Source organism: [Leptolyngbya] sp. PCC 7376, from assembly GCF_000316605.1.
Taxonomy (GTDB): Bacteria; Cyanobacteriota; Cyanobacteriia; order Cyanobacteriales; family MRBY01; genus MRBY01.
The window spans coordinates 452726-472101 of the sequence record NC_019683.1; the positions used below are offsets into that span (position 1 = coordinate 452726).

The 19376-nt window shown below is 43.9% G+C and carries 23 protein-coding genes and 1 pseudogene; 4 read left to right on the forward strand and 20 right to left on the reverse strand.

The features are described 5' to 3' along the window. The first annotated feature begins 274 nt into the window (after positions 1-274). A protein-coding gene (locus LEPTO7376_RS25495) for an IS1 family transposase (protein ID WP_315861561.1) occupies positions 275-999 on the forward strand; the annotation gives its coding sequence in 2 pieces (ribosomal slippage) (positions 275-599 and positions 599-999; 726 coding nt in all). A gap of 319 nt (positions 1000-1318) precedes the next feature. Here the strand turns inward: LEPTO7376_RS25495 and LEPTO7376_RS01965 are convergent. The 6 genes from LEPTO7376_RS01965 to LEPTO7376_RS01990 form a co-directional block, all read right to left on the reverse strand. Further along, on the reverse strand, positions 1319-2173 hold the full coding sequence (locus LEPTO7376_RS01965; protein ID WP_015132617.1) for an ATP adenylyltransferase: 855 nt from the start codon (positions 2171-2173) through the stop codon (positions 1319-1321). 121 nt (positions 2174-2294) lie between these two features. Then, on the reverse strand, positions 2295-2867 hold the full coding sequence (locus LEPTO7376_RS27085) for an IS630 family transposase (protein ID WP_041763060.1): 573 nt from the start codon (positions 2865-2867) through the stop codon (positions 2295-2297). A 13-nt stretch (positions 2868-2880) separates the two neighbouring features. After that, on the reverse strand, positions 2881-3279 hold the full coding sequence (locus tag LEPTO7376_RS27090; protein ID WP_225901096.1) for a transposase: 399 nt from the start codon (positions 3277-3279) through the stop codon (positions 2881-2883). A 27-nt stretch (positions 3280-3306) separates the two neighbouring features. Further along, positions 3307-4452: an ABC transporter ATP-binding protein gene (locus LEPTO7376_RS01980; protein ID WP_015132618.1), complete on the reverse strand. Its 1146-nt coding sequence runs from the start codon at positions 4450-4452 to the stop codon at positions 3307-3309. A 54-nt stretch (positions 4453-4506) separates the two neighbouring features. After that, complete coding sequence (locus LEPTO7376_RS01985; protein ID WP_015132619.1) at positions 4507-5391, reverse strand: tetratricopeptide repeat protein; 885 nt, start codon at positions 5389-5391, stop codon at positions 4507-4509. Positions 5392-5509: 118 nt separating this feature from the next. After that, complete coding sequence (locus LEPTO7376_RS01990; RefSeq protein WP_015132620.1) at positions 5510-7087, reverse strand: HAMP domain-containing sensor histidine kinase; 1578 nt, start codon at positions 7085-7087, stop codon at positions 5510-5512. A gap of 142 nt (positions 7088-7229) precedes the next feature. On the opposite strand from LEPTO7376_RS01990, the gene LEPTO7376_RS01995 reads away from it, so the two are divergent. Further along, positions 7230-7907 (forward strand): response regulator transcription factor, encoded by a 678-nt coding sequence (locus LEPTO7376_RS01995; protein WP_015132621.1) that lies wholly within the window; start codon positions 7230-7232, stop codon positions 7905-7907. 36 nt (positions 7908-7943) lie between these two features. Here the strand turns inward: LEPTO7376_RS01995 and LEPTO7376_RS02000 are convergent, their stop codons facing one another. The 5 genes and pseudogenes from LEPTO7376_RS02000 to LEPTO7376_RS02020 all read right to left on the reverse strand — a co-directional run bounded on the left by LEPTO7376_RS02000 (position 7944) and on the right by LEPTO7376_RS02020 (position 12245). Next, on the reverse strand, positions 7944-8606 hold the full coding sequence (locus LEPTO7376_RS02000; RefSeq protein WP_015132622.1) for a hypothetical protein: 663 nt from the start codon (positions 8604-8606) through the stop codon (positions 7944-7946). A gap of 240 nt (positions 8607-8846) precedes the next feature. Next, a pseudogene (locus LEPTO7376_RS02005) lies at positions 8847-9697 on the reverse strand (IS982 family transposase). A gap of 55 nt (positions 9698-9752) precedes the next feature. Next, positions 9753-10610 (reverse strand): IS982 family transposase, encoded by an 858-nt coding sequence (locus tag LEPTO7376_RS02010; RefSeq protein WP_015132623.1) that lies wholly within the window; start codon positions 10608-10610, stop codon positions 9753-9755. 75 nt (positions 10611-10685) lie between these two features. Next, a complete protein-coding gene (locus LEPTO7376_RS02015; protein ID WP_015132624.1) occupies positions 10686-11576 on the reverse strand; it encodes a class I SAM-dependent methyltransferase in 891 nt (296 codons plus the stop codon). A 243-nt stretch (positions 11577-11819) separates the two neighbouring features. Next, positions 11820-12245: a CU044_2847 family protein gene (locus LEPTO7376_RS02020; protein ID WP_015132625.1), complete on the reverse strand. Its 426-nt coding sequence runs from the start codon at positions 12243-12245 to the stop codon at positions 11820-11822. Between the two features lie 49 nt (positions 12246-12294). On the opposite strand from LEPTO7376_RS02020, the gene LEPTO7376_RS27095 reads away from it, so the two are divergent. After that, positions 12295-13638, forward strand: a complete 1344-nt coding sequence (locus tag LEPTO7376_RS27095) for a caspase family protein (RefSeq protein ID WP_225901159.1) — start codon at positions 12295-12297, stop codon at positions 13636-13638. Then, positions 13562-15421: a pentapeptide repeat-containing protein gene (locus LEPTO7376_RS27100; protein ID WP_225901160.1), complete on the forward strand. Its 1860-nt coding sequence runs from the start codon at positions 13562-13564 to the stop codon at positions 15419-15421. Before LEPTO7376_RS27095 ends, LEPTO7376_RS27100 begins: the two co-directional genes overlap by 77 nt. Positions 15422-15586: 165 nt before the next feature. Here the strand turns inward: LEPTO7376_RS27100 and LEPTO7376_RS02030 are convergent, their stop codons facing one another. The 9 genes from LEPTO7376_RS02030 to LEPTO7376_RS02070 all read right to left on the reverse strand — a co-directional run bounded on the left by LEPTO7376_RS02030 (position 15587) and on the right by LEPTO7376_RS02070 (position 19347). Continuing rightward, positions 15587-15805, reverse strand: a complete 219-nt coding sequence (locus LEPTO7376_RS02030) for a DUF86 domain-containing protein (protein ID WP_051188700.1) — start codon at positions 15803-15805, stop codon at positions 15587-15589. Positions 15806-15814: 9 nt separating this feature from the next. Beyond that, positions 15815-16524, reverse strand: a protein-coding gene (locus LEPTO7376_RS24225; protein ID WP_225901104.1) for an IS1 family transposase whose coding sequence is annotated in 2 segments (ribosomal slippage) — positions 15815-16245 and positions 16245-16524 — 711 coding nt in all. Because the reading frame shifts where the segments join, the coding sequence is not laid out codon by codon here. A gap of 160 nt (positions 16525-16684) precedes the next feature. Further along, complete coding sequence (locus LEPTO7376_RS27105; protein ID WP_041763060.1) at positions 16685-17257, reverse strand: IS630 family transposase; 573 nt, start codon at positions 17255-17257, stop codon at positions 16685-16687. A 13-nt stretch (positions 17258-17270) separates the two neighbouring features. After that, on the reverse strand, positions 17271-17669 hold the full coding sequence (locus LEPTO7376_RS27110; protein WP_225901096.1) for a transposase: 399 nt from the start codon (positions 17667-17669) through the stop codon (positions 17271-17273). A 123-nt stretch (positions 17670-17792) separates the two neighbouring features. Continuing rightward, a complete protein-coding gene (locus LEPTO7376_RS02055) occupies positions 17793-18086 on the reverse strand; it encodes a nucleotidyltransferase family protein (protein WP_015132627.1) in 294 nt (97 codons plus the stop codon). 27 nt (positions 18087-18113) lie between these two features. Beyond that, positions 18114-18197, reverse strand: a complete 84-nt coding sequence (locus LEPTO7376_RS28595) for a hypothetical protein (RefSeq protein ID WP_315861604.1) — start codon at positions 18195-18197, stop codon at positions 18114-18116. After that, the gene (locus LEPTO7376_RS02060) at positions 18170-18442 is read right to left on the reverse strand and encodes a DUF86 domain-containing protein (protein ID WP_015132628.1); all 273 of its coding nucleotides are present in this window, start codon (positions 18440-18442) and stop codon (positions 18170-18172) included. Before LEPTO7376_RS02060 ends, LEPTO7376_RS28595 begins: the two co-directional genes overlap by 28 nt. Next, the gene (locus tag LEPTO7376_RS02065; RefSeq protein WP_015132629.1) at positions 18439-18732 is read right to left on the reverse strand and encodes a nucleotidyltransferase family protein; all 294 of its coding nucleotides are present in this window, start codon (positions 18730-18732) and stop codon (positions 18439-18441) included. The genes LEPTO7376_RS02060 and LEPTO7376_RS02065 overlap by 4 nt, the downstream gene beginning before the upstream one ends. A gap of 45 nt (positions 18733-18777) precedes the next feature. Then, positions 18778-19347: a Uma2 family endonuclease gene (locus LEPTO7376_RS02070; protein ID WP_015132630.1), complete on the reverse strand. Its 570-nt coding sequence runs from the start codon at positions 19345-19347 to the stop codon at positions 18778-18780. Positions 19348-19376 lie beyond the last annotated feature (29 nt).

The window sequence follows — 19376 nt, forward strand, 5'->3', positions numbered from 1 at the left end:
AGGAATCTATTGTGTGAAGTTAGGGTCGGGAAGTTCGCTATGCATTACCGTTCCACGGCTGAATCCATTGCTATTCTTGATGTTCAGTTATTGTCTCTATGTAAAAGTATGCTAACGCAGTGTCTAATTAACAGTCTTGCGATGAAGCGCAAAACTTCACATTGCATTTCCACTCAGAGACAAGTTCTTTTGGATAGGAGTAGGTATATTTGAGAGTTTCAAGTAAGTAATGCTATAGCAAAATGGAGTGAGTCGTTTCCTAGAAATTCTCGCTATGACAATTCACTGCCCCCAATGTAATGCTCAAGACATCATCAAAAGTGGATTTGCTAAAAATCGTCAACGATTTAAGTGTAAGCAGTGTAATTATCAATTTACAAGCTTTTCTAAAGAGCGGGGCAAGCCTCTCTGGATGAAATTAGAAGCTGTATTGATGTATATGAGTGGTATGTCCATGAATGCGACAGCCAAGATTCTCGGTGTATCAGCTCAATCAGTGCTCAATTGGGTAAGAGATTTCGGTGAAGCCAATTATGAAAAGCCCACTCCTGAGTCTGCTGTCGTGGTGGAGCTAGATGAGCTATGGCATTTTATCCAAGAGAAAAAAACAAACTTTGGGTCTGGAAAGCATATGACCGTAATACTGGGCGACTCATTGACTGGGAATTGGGAAGTCGTGATAGTCGAACTTTAGGTCATTTACTAGAGCGGTTATCGCAATGGCAAATCACTGTCTATTGCACCGATAATTGGAAACCCTATCAACAGCTATTAGAGAATCACCCAGATGCTTTTCATGTCATTAGCAAGAAAGAGACAATAGCAATTGAGAGAAACAACTCAGACAATCGCCATTGGTTTGCTCGGTTTCATCGCAGGACGAAGGTCGTCTCTAAATCAAAACACATGGTGGACTTGAGCATGGCACTGTTTGCGAAATTTAGAGTGAATGGAAGTATTGAGCTACTGCACAATTGGCGTTTAACATTACTCTCTTGAAACTCTCGAATATTTTTTAATGTGGGCAACCAATATTCCCCAGAAGTTTCGCCATCACCGTAGGTCGTACTGAGTACACCAAAACTAAATGCATTAACGGGAAAGCCAACCAAGAGCGACCCGATCAATACCTCTCCTTTTTGCTCTAAGGTCAAACCCACTATGCCAGACTCTTCTATGTCAACGATTTCGCCATCAATCATGATTGTGGTGGTTTCATAAGTGCCGACATATTGGTTGAAGGGAGAAGCTTGACTGGTCGGACTACTCGCCTCCAGTTCTCTAATTTTTAAGGATTACTTCTGTTTGATGTTGCTGTTTAAATAGCTTGAGCTACTTTCCCAAGGAGTTGGATTGGGGTCAGAGTTTTGAGGAAGTCCAGTTGAGGGCGATCGCGCACTAGTAGAGCTCCAGCAAATCCGAGGGAATTCACTGAAATCCGTTCATAGCAATCTTGGGTACGGTGAATGAGCATCATCCAACGGCGGGTGGCAAGGAGATTATAGGGTTGAGTTTGTTGACCTTGGGCGAGGGGTTTATCGATGAAATTTAGATAGTTCAGTAAGCTTTCGTAAATCTCAAAGAGGGTCTGGCCATCGTGATGCTCTGGGATTGAGGCGATCGCATGTTTAAACGGAAAAATAGTAAGGCTAGTCGGTTGGGCTGTGGTGAAATCTAGTTGGGTGATCACCTTCTCTATCGGCACATCAAACTGATCAAGGCCATCAGAGAAAGGGATAAGTTGTAAATGTTTGTGGGGTTGGCTGGCTCCGGCTGATTGCCCGGCATTGTAAAACGCTAAACCGTCAATCTCTGCCATACAGGTCGCGAGAGCCGCAAAATCGGGTTGCGTGATCCAATCTTCTTGCGACTGGAAATCCCGCGTAATGATCAAAATATGGTTATCGACGACGTTAAATTTATTCAGCAAGCACACATGATTTGCCGAGAGATCGCACACAAATAAATCTTGCTCGTAGGGCAAAAAAGGATTGATCTGCCGCTTGACCTGTTTAGCCTGATAGTTTTCTTTTTTATTGATTCTTTCGAGAATTCTGACCACAAACGAAATGCCTTGATCTTCTACGAGCTCTTGTTTTGTCGTGAGTGAAATTAATGCCCCTAGATTTTTGGCATGGGTCGTCGTCTGTTGAATTTGCTCGAAAAGCGACATGTTTTTTAGGAATTACAGGAAAATAAACCGATTACAATTTATGCTCCCATAGGACGAATCGAAAACTCGGTATCTGGGTCAAAAAAGTGTAAATTTTCCAAATCAAGTGATATAGCAATTTCTAGTCGAGTGAGGTGCAATAGCAGCAATGTGTAAACCAGCATCGAATATCATCAAGGGTAATCTTGGAAAAAGCTACCTCAATTGCCTTGTCTAGAGCTAGATAAGTTCTTGCCCCGATACTTTTCAAGGTACTTTTCAACTTTGACCAGCAATTTTCAATGGGTGAAAAATCTGGAGAATAGGGAGGAAGGTAAATCAACTTAGCTCCCACGGCCTCAATCATTGTGCGTACTGACTCTCCTAAATGAATCGAACAGTTATCCATCACCACACATGCTCCCGCCCATAAGTTTGGTATTAACTTCTGGCTGATGAATGCTTCAAAGGTTAATCCATCCGTACTCCCCAGCAGATGATAATTAGCGACCATTCCCTTGAAGCCTAATGCTCCAATCAAAGAAACATTCTTGCCTCGTTTACTGGATTTCGGACTATAAGCTCGTTTCCCTTTCTCAGAACGTGCCCTCAGTCTTGTCATGGCTAAGTTCACGCCCGATTCATCGATAAAAATCAAGTTTTTCGCTAGAGTCGCTTGCATTTTCTGCCAAAAATCATATCTGGCTTGTTGCACTCGTTTTGTCGCCTTAAGGTCTGGATAGAATGTTTTTTTTGAGGCTATATCCCATTCTTCTTAAGGTGCGATGCATGGTGCTATTGGCCACACGGAGACCAGTGCGTTTCTCCATCTCATCACATAGTTCCGCTAGCGTCGCATCGTTTTTCTTGGTGAGCAACTGGCGCAATATTGTTTGATGCTCTTCGTTTAATTTGGGAGGTGTTTGTTGGCTTCGTTTTTTCGGAGCAATCGACCCTGTCAGTCGTTTTTGGTCGAGGAGCTTTTGTACAAAACTTTTCGCCACTCCAAATTGTCGGGCAAGACTACTTTGACTCACACCACCCCTTTCGTAGGCATCCACTATTTTCTGTCTTAAGTCTAATGAGTAGGCTTTCGGCAAGATGCTACTTTCTTCCTCACCAGTCAACTCACCTATACTACTTCATACACCTTGCTAGGCTGAAATTTGCTGTAGCCACAAAGATTGTTGGGGACGGTAAGTGGTGTGTGGTTCAGTTCTGACGCGGATGGTGGTGCTCGAAATTTCGGTGAGGTGAGCTGTTAAAAATGTATCGTTCCCGAGAGCTTCTACCACATCAACGGTAACTTCCATATTTTTTGTTGCTGCTGGACTGACTCGCAAATGTTCTGGTCGAATCCCCAAAAGAAGCGATCGCCCTTCATATGATTTGAGAGTTTCTTTCCAGAAACCAGTGATAGTGCATCGGAATTGAGGATGTTCGATGACGCCATTCGGCAACACTGCAACCTGCAGAAAATTCATTGGAGGCGACCCAATAAACTCTGCAACGTAACGATTGACGGGATAGTTATAAACTTCTAATGGTGGGGCTACTTGCAGGATTTCACCTTCATTCATCACCGCGATGCGATCGCCCATCGTCATTGCTTCGGTTTGGTCGTGGGTGACGTAAATGGTTGTGATATCCAGTTGCTGCTGAAGTTGCACAATTTGAGTGCGGGTTTCGCTGCGGAGTGCGGCATCGAGGTTGGATAGTGGCTCATCCATGAGAAAAACTTGGGGATTTCTGGCGATCGCCCGTCCGAGTGCAACCCGTTGTTTTTGGCCACCTGAAAGTTGCTTTGGTAAACGCGTGAGGAGATGGTCAATCTGTAAAAGTTGCGCGACTTGTACGACTTTGCTGCGAATGACTTTTTCTTGGGGCGGTTGATAGCGTAATGATTTTGGTAAAACACCGGTGACCCCACGGCCAAGATTACTCAGCCAGTTGGTACTCGTATCTGCTGTCGGCATCCGTCGCAAACCAAAGGCAATATTGTCGTAAACATTGAGATGGGGATACAGCGCATAATTTTGAAACACCATCGCAATATCCCGCGCCTTTGATGGCAATTTATTGACGGGGCGATCGCCGATCCATATTTCCCCACCTGTCACTGTTTCTAAGCCCGCAATTAGCCGTAAGAGCGTACTTTTACCGCACCCTGATGCGCCGACGAGCACCATGAATTCGCCAGCTTGGATATTGAGGTCAATACCTCGTAATACCTTCGTTGGCTTACGCGTCGAGCGGTCAAGGAAAGATTTCTGGATATTTTGAAGCGCAACCTGTGCCACGGCAATCTATTTTCCTACGTCAGAAATGATGCTTATGGTATCGCACTGTTGAGCCTAAGGTTCCATTTCTTCGGGTTGGAAAGATTTTTCTGTCAGCTCTTCAAACACAGCTTGCAAAGAGGGCGTTTGGAAAACCATTTCGGTGGCTTGGAGGAGATTTTCGCCCCAGAGGTTTTCATCAAGAAACTCAATATCACCGTAGCGCCCATCTAAACTGAGAGCTTCGCGCGCTAACTCTAACCCTTTCTCTTGGTTACCTAGGGCATAGGTTGCCACTGCTACCGCAAGCTTGGGTTCTGCCATGGTCGAGTCAATATTGATAGCTGTTTCCCATTTTTTAATAGCTGCTTCAAGATTACCCTGCTCGTAATAAATTAAGCCGATATTGTTAATTGCAGGCCAAAAGTCATCTCGCTGTTTAACCGCACGCTCATAGGTGGCGATCGCCTTGTTATAGTCCTTGAGTTTGAGTTGTGCATTACCGAGGTCAAACAACACTTCGATAGACTCATCACCGAGAGCTAACGCTGTTTCTAGTTCTGGCACTGCCAGCTCATATTCCCCACTCTGGAAATAAGCTGCACCGAGGATGCTGTAAATACCACCTTCGCTCGACTCTAAACGCTTTGCCCGTTTGAGAGCTGCAATACTTTCTTCTAACTCCTCTTCTTGCACCAATAATGTGCCGAGGATGTACCAGCCTTCAAAGCGATTGGGGACAAGTTGTGTGGCCAGTTTTGCCCGAGGAATCGCCCATTCGTACTGCTGGAATCGCGACAGCTGAATCGCATCATCAATCAGTTTGAGACCTTCCTCTTCGAGTTGCTCTTGGTTCAACTTTGGGGTCAGCGGCACCGCTACCTGCGATCGCACAGGAGCTTCGGTCATTAAAACACTCGCACAAGCCCCAAGGGCAATTAACCAATGATGTCTAGGCACAGTTCAACTCTTCACAAAAAACAATTTAGATTTTTAGTCTAGCGACTCATTAGGCAAACTGACGACAATCCCATGGAAGAAGGTTCCAATAACTCACGTTGCAAAAAATTATCTGAACTCAAAATTGCGGTCGCTTTTCGTGATTTTCTGTTTGGGCACTCCAAGGAATTTCTATCGAAAAAGTTGTTCCCACACCAACTTGGCTCTGCACGTCGATCGCCCCACCGTGAATATCCAAGCATTTTTTGACGACAGCTAATCCTAGCCCTGTACCCGTAATACCTTTTGTATTGGTGCCACGGCGAAACATTTCAAATAGATTTTTCTGATCAGTGAATGGAATTCCGATGCCTTGATCTTTGATTTGAAAGTTGGCGCATTCTACCTCTCCCTTGATGGTGAAGAGAATCTGACTTTCCTGTGGTGAATATTTAATGGCATTGGTCAATAGGCTCATCAACATCGCCCGCAACAGAATTTCGTCGAGATAGGCATGGTCACATTCTCCCTGCTGAATCACCTCAATGTCATGTTGGGCTTGGCTATTAAATTTGACTTCCTCAACCAATTTTTGACAAAAAGGTTTCAGCTCAATGACTTGTGGATTAAATTCGAGTTTGCCAGCCTCTGCCCTTGTCAATAGCAAAATATCAGCCAAGAGTTGGGTCATGGTTTTTGCTGAAGATTGAATCCGGCGAAGGTTGCGTGAGCGCTTTTCCTCTGTCCATTTGGCATTGGGATTATCGAGCAGTTGGGCGGAAACCAGAATCGCACTGAGAGGCGTTCGCAGCTCGTGGGAAGCGAGAGAGAAAAAATTCAGTTTAAGGTCAGTGAGCTCCTTTGCTTCTTCAATTTCCTGACAAGTGGCTTCCAAAGTTTGTCGCAGATCGGATTCTGTTTGTAGTGAAGACTGAGATTGCTTCAGTTCACGCATGGCAATCTCTAATTTTTCAGAAAGAAGTTTATTGTTTTTACTGAGTTCTGCTGCGTGGCGATCGCCCTGATTGGAAGTTCGCAATAGCCAACCATACAAAATGCCTAAAGCGACTAAACTCAATCCCAACATTAACCACATTAACCAGAGGTCATTGTTAATTTGGACGCGGGTATCGGACTCGGCCATCTCAAGATCAATCAGCTCAAGTTCGACAAAATTAAGTAGAGCTTCCTGTATTTCGAGCTGAGCTTCATTCAGCTGTTGAGCCAGTTGGAGTTGGATCGTTACATCTAGGCTGTTGGAATCGTACTGTTCGATGCCCTGTTGTAAACGCTGGATATAAATTACTAGGGCATTATCAAGGGCGTCTAGGGATTCTTGATATTCTTGGGTTTCAAAAAATTCTTCTTCAGCCTCCAGATCATCTGGGAACTCTTCGGAGGTGATCGCCTCAATAGCCTCTTTTTCTGCCAAAAGTTCCGTACGAATTTCCTGCAAAATATTGAGTTGCTCAGAGGAGGTCGCTAAAGCCTCTGGATTACCCGTTGCGAGATAATTTTGTTGACTCACCTCCGCTAAAGCCACAATGGTCATCGAGAAATTTAAATAACCATAGTTTTCCCAGATCGCGACAGAGGTTTCTAAGGTTTCCTGCCGACCGACAATTTTCTGATGTAACACAATGCCATTTAGCCCTAGAAGTATGGCGATCGCCCCAAAACCAAAGGAAAGCCACTTTTGTGTCGAGGGAAACTTCATCAAAATAGAATAGTTGTCGTTATGTTTCGAGAACAGCAGGAATAACTCTAAAACGTTTGATTTGCCTATACTAGAGCCATCGTAGCGTATGTCTTTTTTTTGTTTGGCGATCGCCTCTTTTGTGTTTGTGTAATCTACTAATATGCGAATCCTGCTAGTCGAAGACGATCAACAATTGGGTGAAAGTTTAACCGAAGCCTTAACCGATACAGGCTATATCGTGGATTGGGTGACCGATGGCGAAATGGGCTGGATTCAGGCAACGGATTTAGAATATGGCCTACTCATCCTGGATGTAATGCTCCCCAAAATCAATGGTATTAATCTCTGTCAGCGGTTACGGCAAGCCGGGAAACGTGTCCCGATTTTGATGTTGACAGCACGGGATACCAACACAGATAAAGTTGCTGGATTAGACGCGGGAGCTGATGATTATGTCGTTAAACCCTTTGATTTATTGGAGTTGCTTGCTCGTCTAAGGGCTTTAGCGAGGCGAGGAAATCTCGGTGAAGCTAGCTCTCTGTTGACTTGGGAAAAAGCACAACTTGATCAAGCGACCCATGAAGTTTTTTATGATGGCGAGTTGCTGCGATTGACCCCAAAAGAATTTAGTCTACTTGCCTTATTTTTACGGAGTGGTCGGCGGGTTTTGAGTCGTGCTGTGATTATTGATCAATGTTGGGATCTGGATGTTGCACCGGATGAGGAAACGGTGAAATCTCACCTCAAAAGTTTGCGCCAAAAACTCCGTAAAGCTGGTGCGCCATCAGATTTGATTGAAACTGTTCATGGTGTTGGCTATCGTCTCAAACAAGTTTAGGGAGGGAAATGCTAGATTTCTCCTCCCTAATAGCGACTATTCGTCTTCAGACCATTCACAAGCAAGATTTTGCTCAACGACTTCCAACTGCTGCGGTGTTAGGAGTTGACCCACTTCTGCTTCGAACGCTTCCTCCGCTGCAATAATTTGCTCTTCTTGGCTCTCTGTAGGTTTGGGCAATAGTGCTTCGATTTCTTCGTCGAGTTGGTATTCTAGGCTGTCAATTTTTTGTTTTTGCTCCGTCGTCAAAATCTTCTGGAAACTCTCCTCATATTCTTGATCGAGGGCATCGATTTTCTGGATTTGTGCCTGAGTCAAGACAGGTTCTTTTTCTTCCTCCTCAAACCACTCCGGAACGATCGCCATGAGTTGTTGATCGATTTCTTCATCCAACGCTTCAATTTGCTGAAGCTGTTGCGCAGATAAGATGCTTTCAAACTGCCCTTCGTACTGAACTTCGAGTTGCTCAATTTTCATTTCCTCAGCTTCGGACAGTGGGAAAATGCTATCGATTTGTGCATCAAGATTATCTTCTAAGTTCCAGAGTTTTGCTTCTTGTTGAACACTGAGATTGACGCCTTCAAAGACATCAGGACAGTCGGCCATTTCGTCGGCTCTAGAAGACATCCCCAATGCTGTTGCCGAAATAGCCATTGCTCCGAGAACGATCGCCGCAAATTTGATAGAGAAAGATTTCATAGGTTAGTGAGTAGAATTCGCTTACATTCACACCCTAAGAAATGAATTGGGAGAATCTGGGGAAGAATTCGGGTAGAAATCGGGTAGTTTCGCAAATTTATGTTTTTTGGGGAGAGAAATTAGGCGATCGCCGTCTTGACTGCTGTTAAGTATAGTTGGGATCACCCGACTCTCTAGTTAGTGGATTAGAAGTGTAGTCGTTATCTAGTTAACGTGAGTTCGGGATAAGGAAATGAGGTTCTAATCAAGCTGAAGAGAGGGTTTCTTAGGCTGATGACAGTAGGCAATGAGACCGCAAAGCAAGTTGACACAAAAGTTCGCTGGACTGCGATGGCGAGAGTGTTCAATCTGAGAAATATTCTTCAGTTGGTCAATGACGGTCTCAATTAAAGCTCGCTTACGAGCCAGCACTTTGTCACGCCAAAGCATCAGGTGATTCTTCATATTGCGACGAGGCTTAGCTAGAAGCCTCTCATCATATTCTTCTTGTAAATACTGTGCCAGAGCTTGAGAGACGTAACCTTTATCGGCAAAGACTTTTCCCGATAACCCTTTCAAAAGCTCCACTACCGGCTTTCTATCATTGGTGTTGCCAGGCGTGATTTTAACATTGAGTAATTCGCCATGGTCATTGATAACCAGATGTAGTTTGAAACCAAAGAACCAACCCACAGAGGTTTTACCTCGAGCGGCATGGCCATCAAAAACGTGATGTTGAGAGATGCGGCGATTGTGACAAACTTTGATACTTGAAGCTGATACCTGTGCATTGACCATAACAGTGCTGTAGGTAGACACATAGAGAGAGGTACTAACGTCGAAGGCATCCACTCCACAAAACGTTGGTCACTCACTGCTCTGGGAAAAGCTCCTCGCCAGTGATGACGCACATTAATGAGATAGAAATACTTGAAGTGACGATAATGAGATTGATCAAATGCAATCAATATCGTCATTATCTCGCTTAAACTCAAGCTTCTTGAGCGACGTCGCCGCCGTTGTTTCGAGGCCAGCAGCTGTTGTTGCCATTGAGGTTCGAAGACTTGGCAGAAATCATCAACGGCACAAAACAAAGGTTCTAGACTGGTCATGGGAGAAAGTGGTGGATTGCTTATTAACGTGAGTTCTGGATAAGGAAATGAGACTCTAATTGAGTTGGAGAGAAGGTTTCTTAGGCTGATGACAATAGGCAATCAAGCCACACAGCAAATTGACACAGAAGTTTGCTGGACTACGATGTCTAGAGTGCTCAATCTGAGAAATGTTCTTCAGTTGGTCAATCACGGTTTCAATCAAAGCTCGTTTACGAGCGATGAATTTATCTTGCCAGAGCATCAAGCGATTCTCCATATTGCGGCGAGGTTTAGCAATTAACATCACATCATGTTCTTCTTTGAGATGTTGTGCCAGAGCTTGGGACACATAGCCCTTATCTCCAAAAACTTTGCCGAATAAATTCCGTAACAGTTCAACGACAGGCTTTCTGTCATCAATATTGCCAGGAGTGATTTGTACATGAAGTAATTCTCCTCGGTCATTAATGACCAGATGGAGTTTGAAGCCAAAGAACCACCCAACAGAGGTTTTGCCTCTAGCGGCATGACCGTTAAAGACTCGATGTTGGGCAATACGGCGATTGTGACAAACTTTGATACTGGTGGCATCAATGAAACTAATGCCTGTGCAATCTCCATAACAGTCACATAAATAGGCACATAGAGGCACTAAGCTGGAGGGCATCCATGCCACAAAGCGTTGATAACTCACTGCTTTGGGAAAGGCTTTTTGCCAATAGTGTCGCACCATCAGGAGATAGAAATGCTTGAAATTACGATAGTGAGATTGATGAAATGCAATCAGTATCGTCATCACCTCACTCAAGCTTAGGCTTCTAGAACGGTGACGATACCTTTTGCAAGAGCTCAGTAATTCTTGATGCCACTGAGGTTCAAAGACCTGGCAGAAATCGTCAACGTCACAAAATAAAGCGTCTAAACTAAGCATAGGAGAAAGCTGTGGATTGGTTTCAACTGCCACGATATGAGCTTTCTTCTTTTCTTTCCTTATCCAGAACTCACGTTAGTTATTGTGAGTAGCTAGATGCAGATCATGATCAGACCAGAACTTTTCTTGACGTTGTTTAACCTTTTCGAGCAGTGCTGCCTTCGGATTGTTCGTATTTTCAGGATGACTCACCAAACCAATAAAGCGTTTACCTTTGCTGGTTAAACCATTAATTCCCCATTCTGTAAGTAACGTTTCGTGTTTGAGACCCAATTGTTCGATATGGCCAAGCAGCTCACTAACGTCATAGCGATAAGTGGTGAATTTTGTTTGGAATGGAATCTTGTTGCCTTCTAAACGACGCCATTCGAGGATATCTATATCGCCATCAATTGATTTTTTCCATTGGTAATTGTCAAGGATGTTAGGCTCAGGGAGCCAACCTTCCACTAATGAATCTTTGGCATCTGTCCATTCCACTGGTCTCGATGCATACAAAAAAGCTGTGTGGTCAATCACAATAAAACCATCTTGCCTTAGATGTTTTTTTGCGGTTTCTAAAGCTTCTAAACGATCGGCAATGGTTGGTAAATGCTTGAGTACAGACAATGCAAAAACAATCAAATCATATTGGCGATTTTCCTGGAAAGAGCACATATTCTCCTTGACAAAAGAAACTGTTATATCCTGATTATTTCGGTTGACATAAAATTCTCTACCTTGGGTCAATAAGTTATCGCTAAGATCAACACCACAAATATGATTGGCAGTCTGCTCAAAAATCGGAAATAAACGACCCATACCGCATCCGAGTTCGAGAACAGACTCCGGTTTAAGGATGGCAGTTAGATCTTCATATAATGAAAAATCCATCTGAAAACCATTCATGATCACATCATAAAAATGGCTAGATGCATCATATTCTAATTGACTAATATTAGTTTGACTGACATTGGTGTTAGACATTAATTAAGAAAATAGACGACAGACAAAAAGACAGCGAATCAATGACTATCTTTTTGGACAAAAAACTTGATATTTATTGTGATTTTTAACAACAAAAATAATGACAGATTAATATCAAGAATGAATACTTTCAACCATATATGCACAGGCTGTTTTAGGCAAAAGTTGCAATAAGATTGGTTGATTTTTACAGGAAGCACACTTTTGTTTTCCTCTGCTGGATTGGGTCGGCGATCGCCTTAGTTATTCTTCCTCGGATTGGGCGGAGTTGTCGTCGGGGAAAGAGCACTCAACGGTGACCTTGAGGTTGCTGGCGGCGGTACCTTCGGTGATGTAGGGAATGCCTGCTTTTCCTTCGATCTGGATGCCAAATTCGAGGGTTACTTTATCAATGTTTGCGTTAGCGACTTTGCGGAATGCATTCAGGGTGTAGTGGGTATAGCCGCGAATGGTGTTTTCGATATTTTCAAAGGTTGAGGCAGTGGTTTCGGTAGGGTTGGCGATCGCCCGCCCTACTCCTGAAATAGCATCCCGTAATCCTTTCTCTCCATCGCCCACATCATCACGGGTACGTTCTTGGGTAGGGGCTGGGGACTCAGCGGGATCGCCCTGGACTTGGATATGAATAATTGTGCCGTCGTCGAGCTGGATGGGGACTAGGTTCGCCATTGGTCTTATACATTGGAGGTGTCATTGCCACCAGATTATCGCCAAAGTTATGAGTCGGGACGCGCTTGTTGTTGGGGTTAATGTTTATCAAAATGAAAGTCTAAAAAATCTCACTTCTCCTGCGGCAGATGCTGAGGCGATCGCCCAGATGCTGGAAAAGCACGGGGATTTTGATGTAGTGCGGCGGTTACCAGAGGCGATCGACGATGAGAATAAGCCTGTTGTGGGGCAGTCACTCGAAGTACGGCTAAAGGAACTCAAACAAGCTCTGGTGCAATTATTTAAGCCAGAAGGTAAACATATCCCAGATACGGCTCTGTTTTATTTTTCGGGGCATGGGCTACGAAATACCCTCGGCATTTCAGAAGGTTTTTTGGCGACGAGCGATACGCACCCAGATTTTGAGTTTTATGGGCTATCGATGAATTGGCTCCGGCAGTTACTCGAAGAAAGTCCGATTCGGCAACAGGTTATTTGGTTGGATTGTTGTCACAGTGGGCAGCTGCTCATCCATGAAGCAAATCCGGGGAATAATGGCTTCGCGAAAGATCGTTGTTTTATTGCGTCATCGCGGGAGTTTGAAGGGTCTTGGTCGGATCTGAATAGTTCCTACAGTGTGATGACTAAGGCGCTACTGGATGGCCTTGACCCCAACCGTTTGCCGGGGCGCTGGGTTGATACTTTTGCTCTGACAGATTATGTAAATCAAACGCTCAAAGGGGAATTACAAACGCCGATCTGTACGAACTTTGGGGAAGCAATCAATCTCACTCGATCATGGCAGGTCGAAGCGGAGCAAAAATCTGGGGCTCAAACGGATAGTGGGATTTGTCCCTACAAGGGGTTGGAGTTTTTTGATTGTAATGACGAAGATCCGAAATATTTCTTTGGGCGGGATGTGCTAGTCGATGAGCTATTGGACAAAGTTCGTACCTCAAACTTTATGGCGTTGGTGGGAGCTTCTGGGAATGGAAAATCATCGGTGTTGCGGGCGGGTTTACTGCATCAACTAAAGCTGGGGCGACGGATTACAGGCAGTGATAGTTGGCAAATTCGGATCACGCGACCGGATAAAAATCCTCTCGAAAATCTAGCGTTGGCGTTTGTGGATGAGGGATTGTCGGATCTGGATCGGGCGGCGGAACTCGGTAAGGCAAAGGGTTTGCTGGAAGAAGGGACAGAGGGATTAAAGCGCTTAATTCAGGTGTCGTCTGCGCCAAGGATAATTCTCGTGGTGGATCAGATCGAGGAGGTATTTACTCGCTGTGAGAGTGCTGAGGAACGGGAGCAATATTTAAAGTTGTTTGATGGGGGCTTTGGCGGGAACGGAAGCAAAGCTCTGTCTGATTATTGCGATGCGGGCGGATTTTGTTGGGAAATGTCTAGAGCATGAATACAGTGGGCTGGCGCAACGGGTGCAGGAAAATATGATCTCGGTATTGCCGATGCAAGCGGAGGAACTAAAAGCAGCGATCTGTCAGCCAGCACAACAAGTGGGGTTAGAGGTGGAGCAAACCCTTGTCACGCAGATACTCAATGAGATTGCAAGAGCGCCAGGAAGTTTACCATTGTTGCAATACACACTTAAGGAACTATGGCACCGACGAGCAGGGAATCTGCTGACTTTAGCTGCATATTACAAAGAGCTTGGCGGGATTACAGGGACACTGGATAAACGAGCAACAGAAATCCATAACAGCTTTGAGACAACAGCAGAAAAAGAAACTTCACAACATATTTTTCTTAAGCTAACGCAACTAGGGGAAGAAGTAGAAGATACGAGACGACGGGTATTGCAGAGTCGCTTGATCGTAGAGCCAAAATATCCAGCGGCATTGGTAAAGAAAGTGATTGAAAAATTAGCTGCTCCTGATAATCGGTTAATTGTCACCAGTAAAATGACAAAAAAAAACTCACAGGAAGAAAGTCAGGCAATTGTTGACATTGCACATGAGGCTCTTATTCGTCATTGGCGACTCCTTCGCCAGTGGATTGAGGAGAATCGTGATCGATTACGACAGCAACGAAAAATTGAAGCAGGTGCAGAAGCTTGGCAGGAACAAAATGGGAAGTCTGGCTATTTGCTACAAGGTCTACCACTTAAGGAGGCTAAACTTTTTCAGGATCAACATCAAGATGAATTTCCTTTATCAGACATAGCAAGAGTTTTTATCAAAAAAAGTATTCGCTATAGGCGTATAAATATTTTTAGAATAGTGAGTTTATCACTCATCCCTGTTTTAATAGTTGGAGGATTGATTGAAATACAATACCGAGAAAATAGCGTCAAGCAACATTACATTAGTCTCGATCAAGAAGGAGGCTATGAAGAAAAACAGGCAGTGCAAGTACTGGTAGCAGGTTGTAGTGAACAATATCGACAGCAGTGGATATTTAGCTATTTGGCAGAGCGTATGTTTGGTTTATGTCGTTCATTAGAAGTCGCTCCTCTCAATTCTGCTGAGCTCGATTCTGCAAACCTTAGTTATGCTGACCTCAGAGATGCGAACCTCAATTCTGCCAACCTCAGTTCTGCCGACCTCAGCTCTGCAAACCTCAATTCTGTCGACCTCAGCTCTGCAAATCTCACTTCTGCTGACTTTAAGTATGCCGACCTTCGTTATGCGAACCTCAGTTCTACAAATTTTAGCAATACGAGCCTCAGTTCTACAAACCTCGCTTATACCGATCTCAGAGATGCTTTCCTACTAAGCGCTGAGCTCGACTCCGCGAACCTCACTTATGCCGACCTTAGTTTTGCGAACCTTGGTTTTGCGAATCTCACTTATGCCGACCTTAGTTTTGCGAACCTTAGTTTTGCGGATCTCGCTTATGCCGACCTTAGTTTTGCGAACCTTAGTTTTGCGAACCTTAGGGAGATTGACTTCAGAGACGTTGACTTCAGAAATATTGACCTCGGAACAAGCACAATATTAGCGACTGATTTACGGCTTACAAAAAACTTGACTCCAAGGAAGTTGTCAGGAGAAGTACAACCATTTCTTTGCAATGTTGCTTTCCCAAAAAATATTTCAGATATTGATCCAAATCGAGACTGTGACCAACTCCCTCAAATCTTGGCGGAGAAAGATTTGTCGTTAAGTTTGGAAGAAGCTCAAAAGATTATTAATGAGGCCAAAGCTAAAGAGTTTGAGCCACTACCAGAAGAGAATTAACGCAAATGTAGGATGGGTGACGCGAGGAGATATTCATTCCGTAAAGCAACCATTTTCCATCGAGCACAACCCATCAATTTCGATCTATTTGCCATCAAAAAAGATGCGTTACGACGGACATTAAATCTTCAATAAAATCACAATTTTTTGCCGTCTCCACACATCCTACCCATCTTCTTTTTGTCGCAGGTCAATCGTTTTCAATAAAAATTTGGCGGTTTTCTTTAGCTCTGGTAAATCGTTGGCGATGGCACTCCAAACCCTTTCCAGATCAACGCCATTGAGATAATCATGCACCAACACATTTCTGAAGCCAGATAAGCCACGCCAGTCAATATTTGGAGCTTTCTGTTTAATGTCCTCGGACAATCGGTAGTGATGCACAAGTAATGGTCATAACTGAAGAGAGAGATTATAGTGTCTGAGAAAATAGACCACTGCTCCAATGTGGTTTTCCCACTTCTTCGAGAAGGAAAGTGCCTGACGGACTAAGCGGGACGTTCTCTGACGTAGAGTGTTGTTGAATCTCTCAATATGATTTGTTTGTCCAGTCTCCTTGCCCACAACTCGATGACGTTTACTCGGTAAGACACAGCCATAGGCATCCCAATAATCGGTGTAGACCAGCGCACACTGACGATACACAGGAGGCAGAGAATCCCATAATTGTTTCGCAGTCTTTTGACTACGGTCTCCGATGGCATATCCCACCACCTCTCGGGTGTCTCGGTCAAGAGCCAGCCAAATCCATGCTTTCTCACCTTTACTACCGACAAAAGACCACAATTCATCCATTTCGATGGTCAGTTGCCCTCTTTTTTTTGAGTCACAGGTAACTCGTGAGGCACAGTCTCTAATTTGGCATTGACATAGTACTGTAGCCAGCGCAGAGAGACCCCTGTGGCACGAGTGATACCAGCGAGAGAGAGACGTTCTAATAGGAGACGGTCAATCAATTGACGAGTGTCAGTTGCAATGGGAGGGTGGGCAGGATGTTCCACAAACTGGCGACCACATTCATGGCAACGATAGCGCTGCTTTCCCGAATGGGTGTGACCATATTTAATGGTGCTGGGAGACTGACATTGAGGGCAAGTGAGCACGGTGAGACTTGACGTTTAATCTTGCCCCTATTCTTCCACAACCATTACTAGTGCACCACTACCGGACAATCTTTGCGTTGACTCCGCCATTGTTTGAAGCCGCCGCATCACCCCATCTTGCACTAGGCGGTTATTTAGAAAACGACTTTTATAGCAATTTCTAGTCGAGTGAGGTGCAATAGCAGCAATGTGTAAACCAGCATCGAATATCATCAAGGGTAATCTTGGAAAAAGCTACCTCAATTGCCTTGTCTAGAGCTAGATAAGTTCTTGCCCCGATACTTTTCAAGGTACTTTTCAACTTTGACCAGCAATTTTCAATGGGTGAAAAATCTGGAGAATAGGGAGGAAGGTAAATCAACTTAGCTCCCACGGCCTCAATCATTGTGCGTACTGACTCTCCTAAATGAATCGAACAGTTATCCATCACCACACATGCTCCCGCCCATAAGTTTGGTATTAACTTCTGGCTGATGAATGCTTCAAAGGTTAATCCATCCGTACTCCCCAGCAGATGATAATTAGCGACCATTCCCTTGAAGCCTAATGCTCCAATCAAAGAAACATTCTTGCCTCGTTTACTGGATTTCGGACTATAAGCTCGTTTCCCTTTCTCAGAACGTGCCCTCAGTCTTGTCATGGCTAAGTTCACGCCCGATTCATCGATAAAAATCAAGTTTTTCGCTAGAGTCGCTTGCATTTTCTGCCAAAAATCATATCTGGCTTGTTGCACTCGTTTTGTCGCCTTAAGGTCTGGATAGAATGTTTTTTTTGAGGCTATATCCCATTCTTCTTAAGGTGCGATGCATGGTGCTATTGGCCACACGGAGACCAGTGCGTTTCTCCATCTCATCACATAGTTCCGCTAGCGTCGCATCGTTTTTCTTGGTGAGCAACTGGCGCAATATTGTTTGATGCTCTTCGTTTAATTTGGGAGGTGTTTGTTGGCTTCGTTTTTTCGGAGCAATCGACCCTGTCAGTCGTTTTTGGTCGAGGAGCTTTTGTACAAAACTTTTCGCCACTCCAAATTGTCGGGCAAGACTACTTTGACTCACACCACCCCTTTCGTAGGCATCCACTATTTTCTGTCTTAAGTCTAATGAGTAGGCTTTCGGCAAGATGCTACTTTCTTCCTCACCAGTCAACTCACCTATACTACTTCATACACCTTGCTAGGCTGAAATTTGCTGTATTATTCTGCGTATAGTCTTGGATGAGCTGAGCAGACTCGATAATGTGTTCCAAATAAATCTGATCTTTGGATGTGCTCATAGTGGTTTTGCTTCCGCCATCACTCGATCTCTAATGAGATGACTGAGACCTTTCTCTGTGACGATATCGATATCACAACCCAGTAAATCCTTTAAGTCCATCAACAAACCACCGGGAAACCAAGGCGTGATTTTATCGAGGTCATAATCAATTAAGAAATCAATATCGCTATTTTCTGTCTCTTCACCTCGCGCCACAGATCCAAAAATCCGCACATTCAATGCACCATGCTTTGCTGCGATATCTAAAATCTCTTCTCGTTTTTCCTGTAGCTGCTCTCTCAATTTCATAACTAAACTTTCCTCCGCGAAAAATTTTTATTCAAATAGAATTTCGTGAATCTGGCGTTTCAGCTTGGGAATTTCTGTCTCCACTATTCGCCAAACAATTTGGAGATCGATCCGAAAATATTCATGAACAAGCACATTTCGGAAATAATGATATTACGCCATTCGATTTGAGGATATTTTTGGCGAGTTTCTTCTGATATGGAACGCGCAGCCTCACCGATTATCTGAACTTGGAAGATAACCCAAGTTTGAATCAATTCATTCTCAAAAAACTCAGCTTTCCCTTTGATCGCATATTGCTCAATTTTGGCGATCGCCTCCTCAATATCTCTAAATCGTTCTAGATCATTTCTCATAAGTCGATACAATCCTGAAGCACATTTTCTCTGATACGCGGCTTCAAACCAGCTTCGGTAACGACATCAACTGTCATGCCAAGACTGGTTTCCAAATCCCTGATTAGCTGGACTGGAAACCAAGATGAGATTTTGTCGAGGTCATAATCAATCAGAAAATCAATATCGCTCGTTTCTCTTTCTTCACCCCGCGCCACTGACCCAAAAATTCGCACATTAAACGCCCCATGTTTCGCGGCGATCGCCAAAATCTCTTCTCGTTTTTCCTGTAGCTGCTCTCGTAATTTCATTTCCTGTTTGCTTCAGCTAAATACCTTGGCATGCCTAGAGTTTAATTAAAAGATGACTTTTTTATAGAGCTTTGGCAACGAAATTTCGAGATTAAGCGATTCAAGCATAATTGGTGAATCATCAATCTCGAACTCGGTTAAAAGCCACTGATTTTGTTGGAGGCGGCGGTAGAGTTCAATCTTCTGTTGGTTTTGAGGCAATATTAAATATTCTTCTAAGGTCGGTATTGTTTTGTAGAGATCAAATTTGGCTTTTTTGTCGTATCTTGCCGTTGAGGGAGAGAGTACCTCAGCAATAAAACAAGGATTTGTTAATTCCATTTGACTGTCATCAATAAAAACAGAAGGGCATTTAGAAACAACAAGATCGGGATAAACATAGCTCTCTGTTTCTTGTAGCCAGACCCGCATATCACTGACGAAGACATCAAAAATTTCATCGTCTAAACCAACAGTTAGAAAACCAGTCAGTTTACTTGTCAGTTGATTATGATTTGCGGAGGCTCCTGCCATGGGAAATAATTGACCGTCAATAAATTCTGTTCGTTCTGTTGCTGTTTTCTCGCGCTCTAAATATTCAGTAGGCGTAATTTTAAGCTCAGTAGAGACAACCATCCGTTAATTCTCCTTTTTTTATCGCTGCT

Coding starts and splice junctions, on each gene's coding strand:
- LEPTO7376_RS01965 (WP_015132617.1), bottom strand. CDS start 2,173: ATGTCGCTTTTCGAGCAAATTCAACAGACGACGACCCATGCCAAAAAT.
- LEPTO7376_RS01990 (WP_015132620.1), bottom strand. CDS start 7,087: ATGAAGTTTCCCTCGACACAAAAGTGGCTTTCCTTTGGTTTTGGGGCG.
- LEPTO7376_RS01995 (WP_015132621.1), top strand. CDS start 7,230: ATGCGAATCCTGCTAGTCGAAGACGATCAACAATTGGGTGAAAGTTTA.
- LEPTO7376_RS02000 (WP_015132622.1), bottom strand. CDS start 8,606: ATGAAATCTTTCTCTATCAAATTTGCGGCGATCGTTCTCGGAGCAATG.
- LEPTO7376_RS02010 (WP_015132623.1), bottom strand. CDS start 10,610: ATGCTTAGTTTAGACGCTTTATTTTGTGACGTTGACGATTTCTGCCAG.
- LEPTO7376_RS02015 (WP_015132624.1), bottom strand. CDS start 11,576: ATGTCTAACACCAATGTCAGTCAAACTAATATTAGTCAATTAGAATAT.
- LEPTO7376_RS02020 (WP_015132625.1), bottom strand. CDS start 12,245: ATGGCGAACCTAGTCCCCATCCAGCTCGACGACGGCACAATTATTCAT.
- LEPTO7376_RS27095 (WP_225901159.1), top strand. CDS start 12,295: ATGAGTCGGGACGCGCTTGTTGTTGGGGTTAATGTTTATCAAAATGAA.
- LEPTO7376_RS02055 (WP_015132627.1), bottom strand. CDS start 18,086: ATGAAATTGAGAGAGCAGCTACAGGAAAAACGAGAAGAGATTTTAGAT.
- LEPTO7376_RS02060 (WP_015132628.1), bottom strand. CDS start 18,442: ATGAGAAATGATCTAGAACGATTTAGAGATATTGAGGAGGCGATCGCC.
- LEPTO7376_RS02065 (WP_015132629.1), bottom strand. CDS start 18,732: ATGAAATTACGAGAGCAGCTACAGGAAAAACGAGAAGAGATTTTGGCG.
- LEPTO7376_RS02070 (WP_015132630.1), bottom strand. CDS start 19,347: ATGGTTGTCTCTACTGAGCTTAAAATTACGCCTACTGAATATTTAGAG.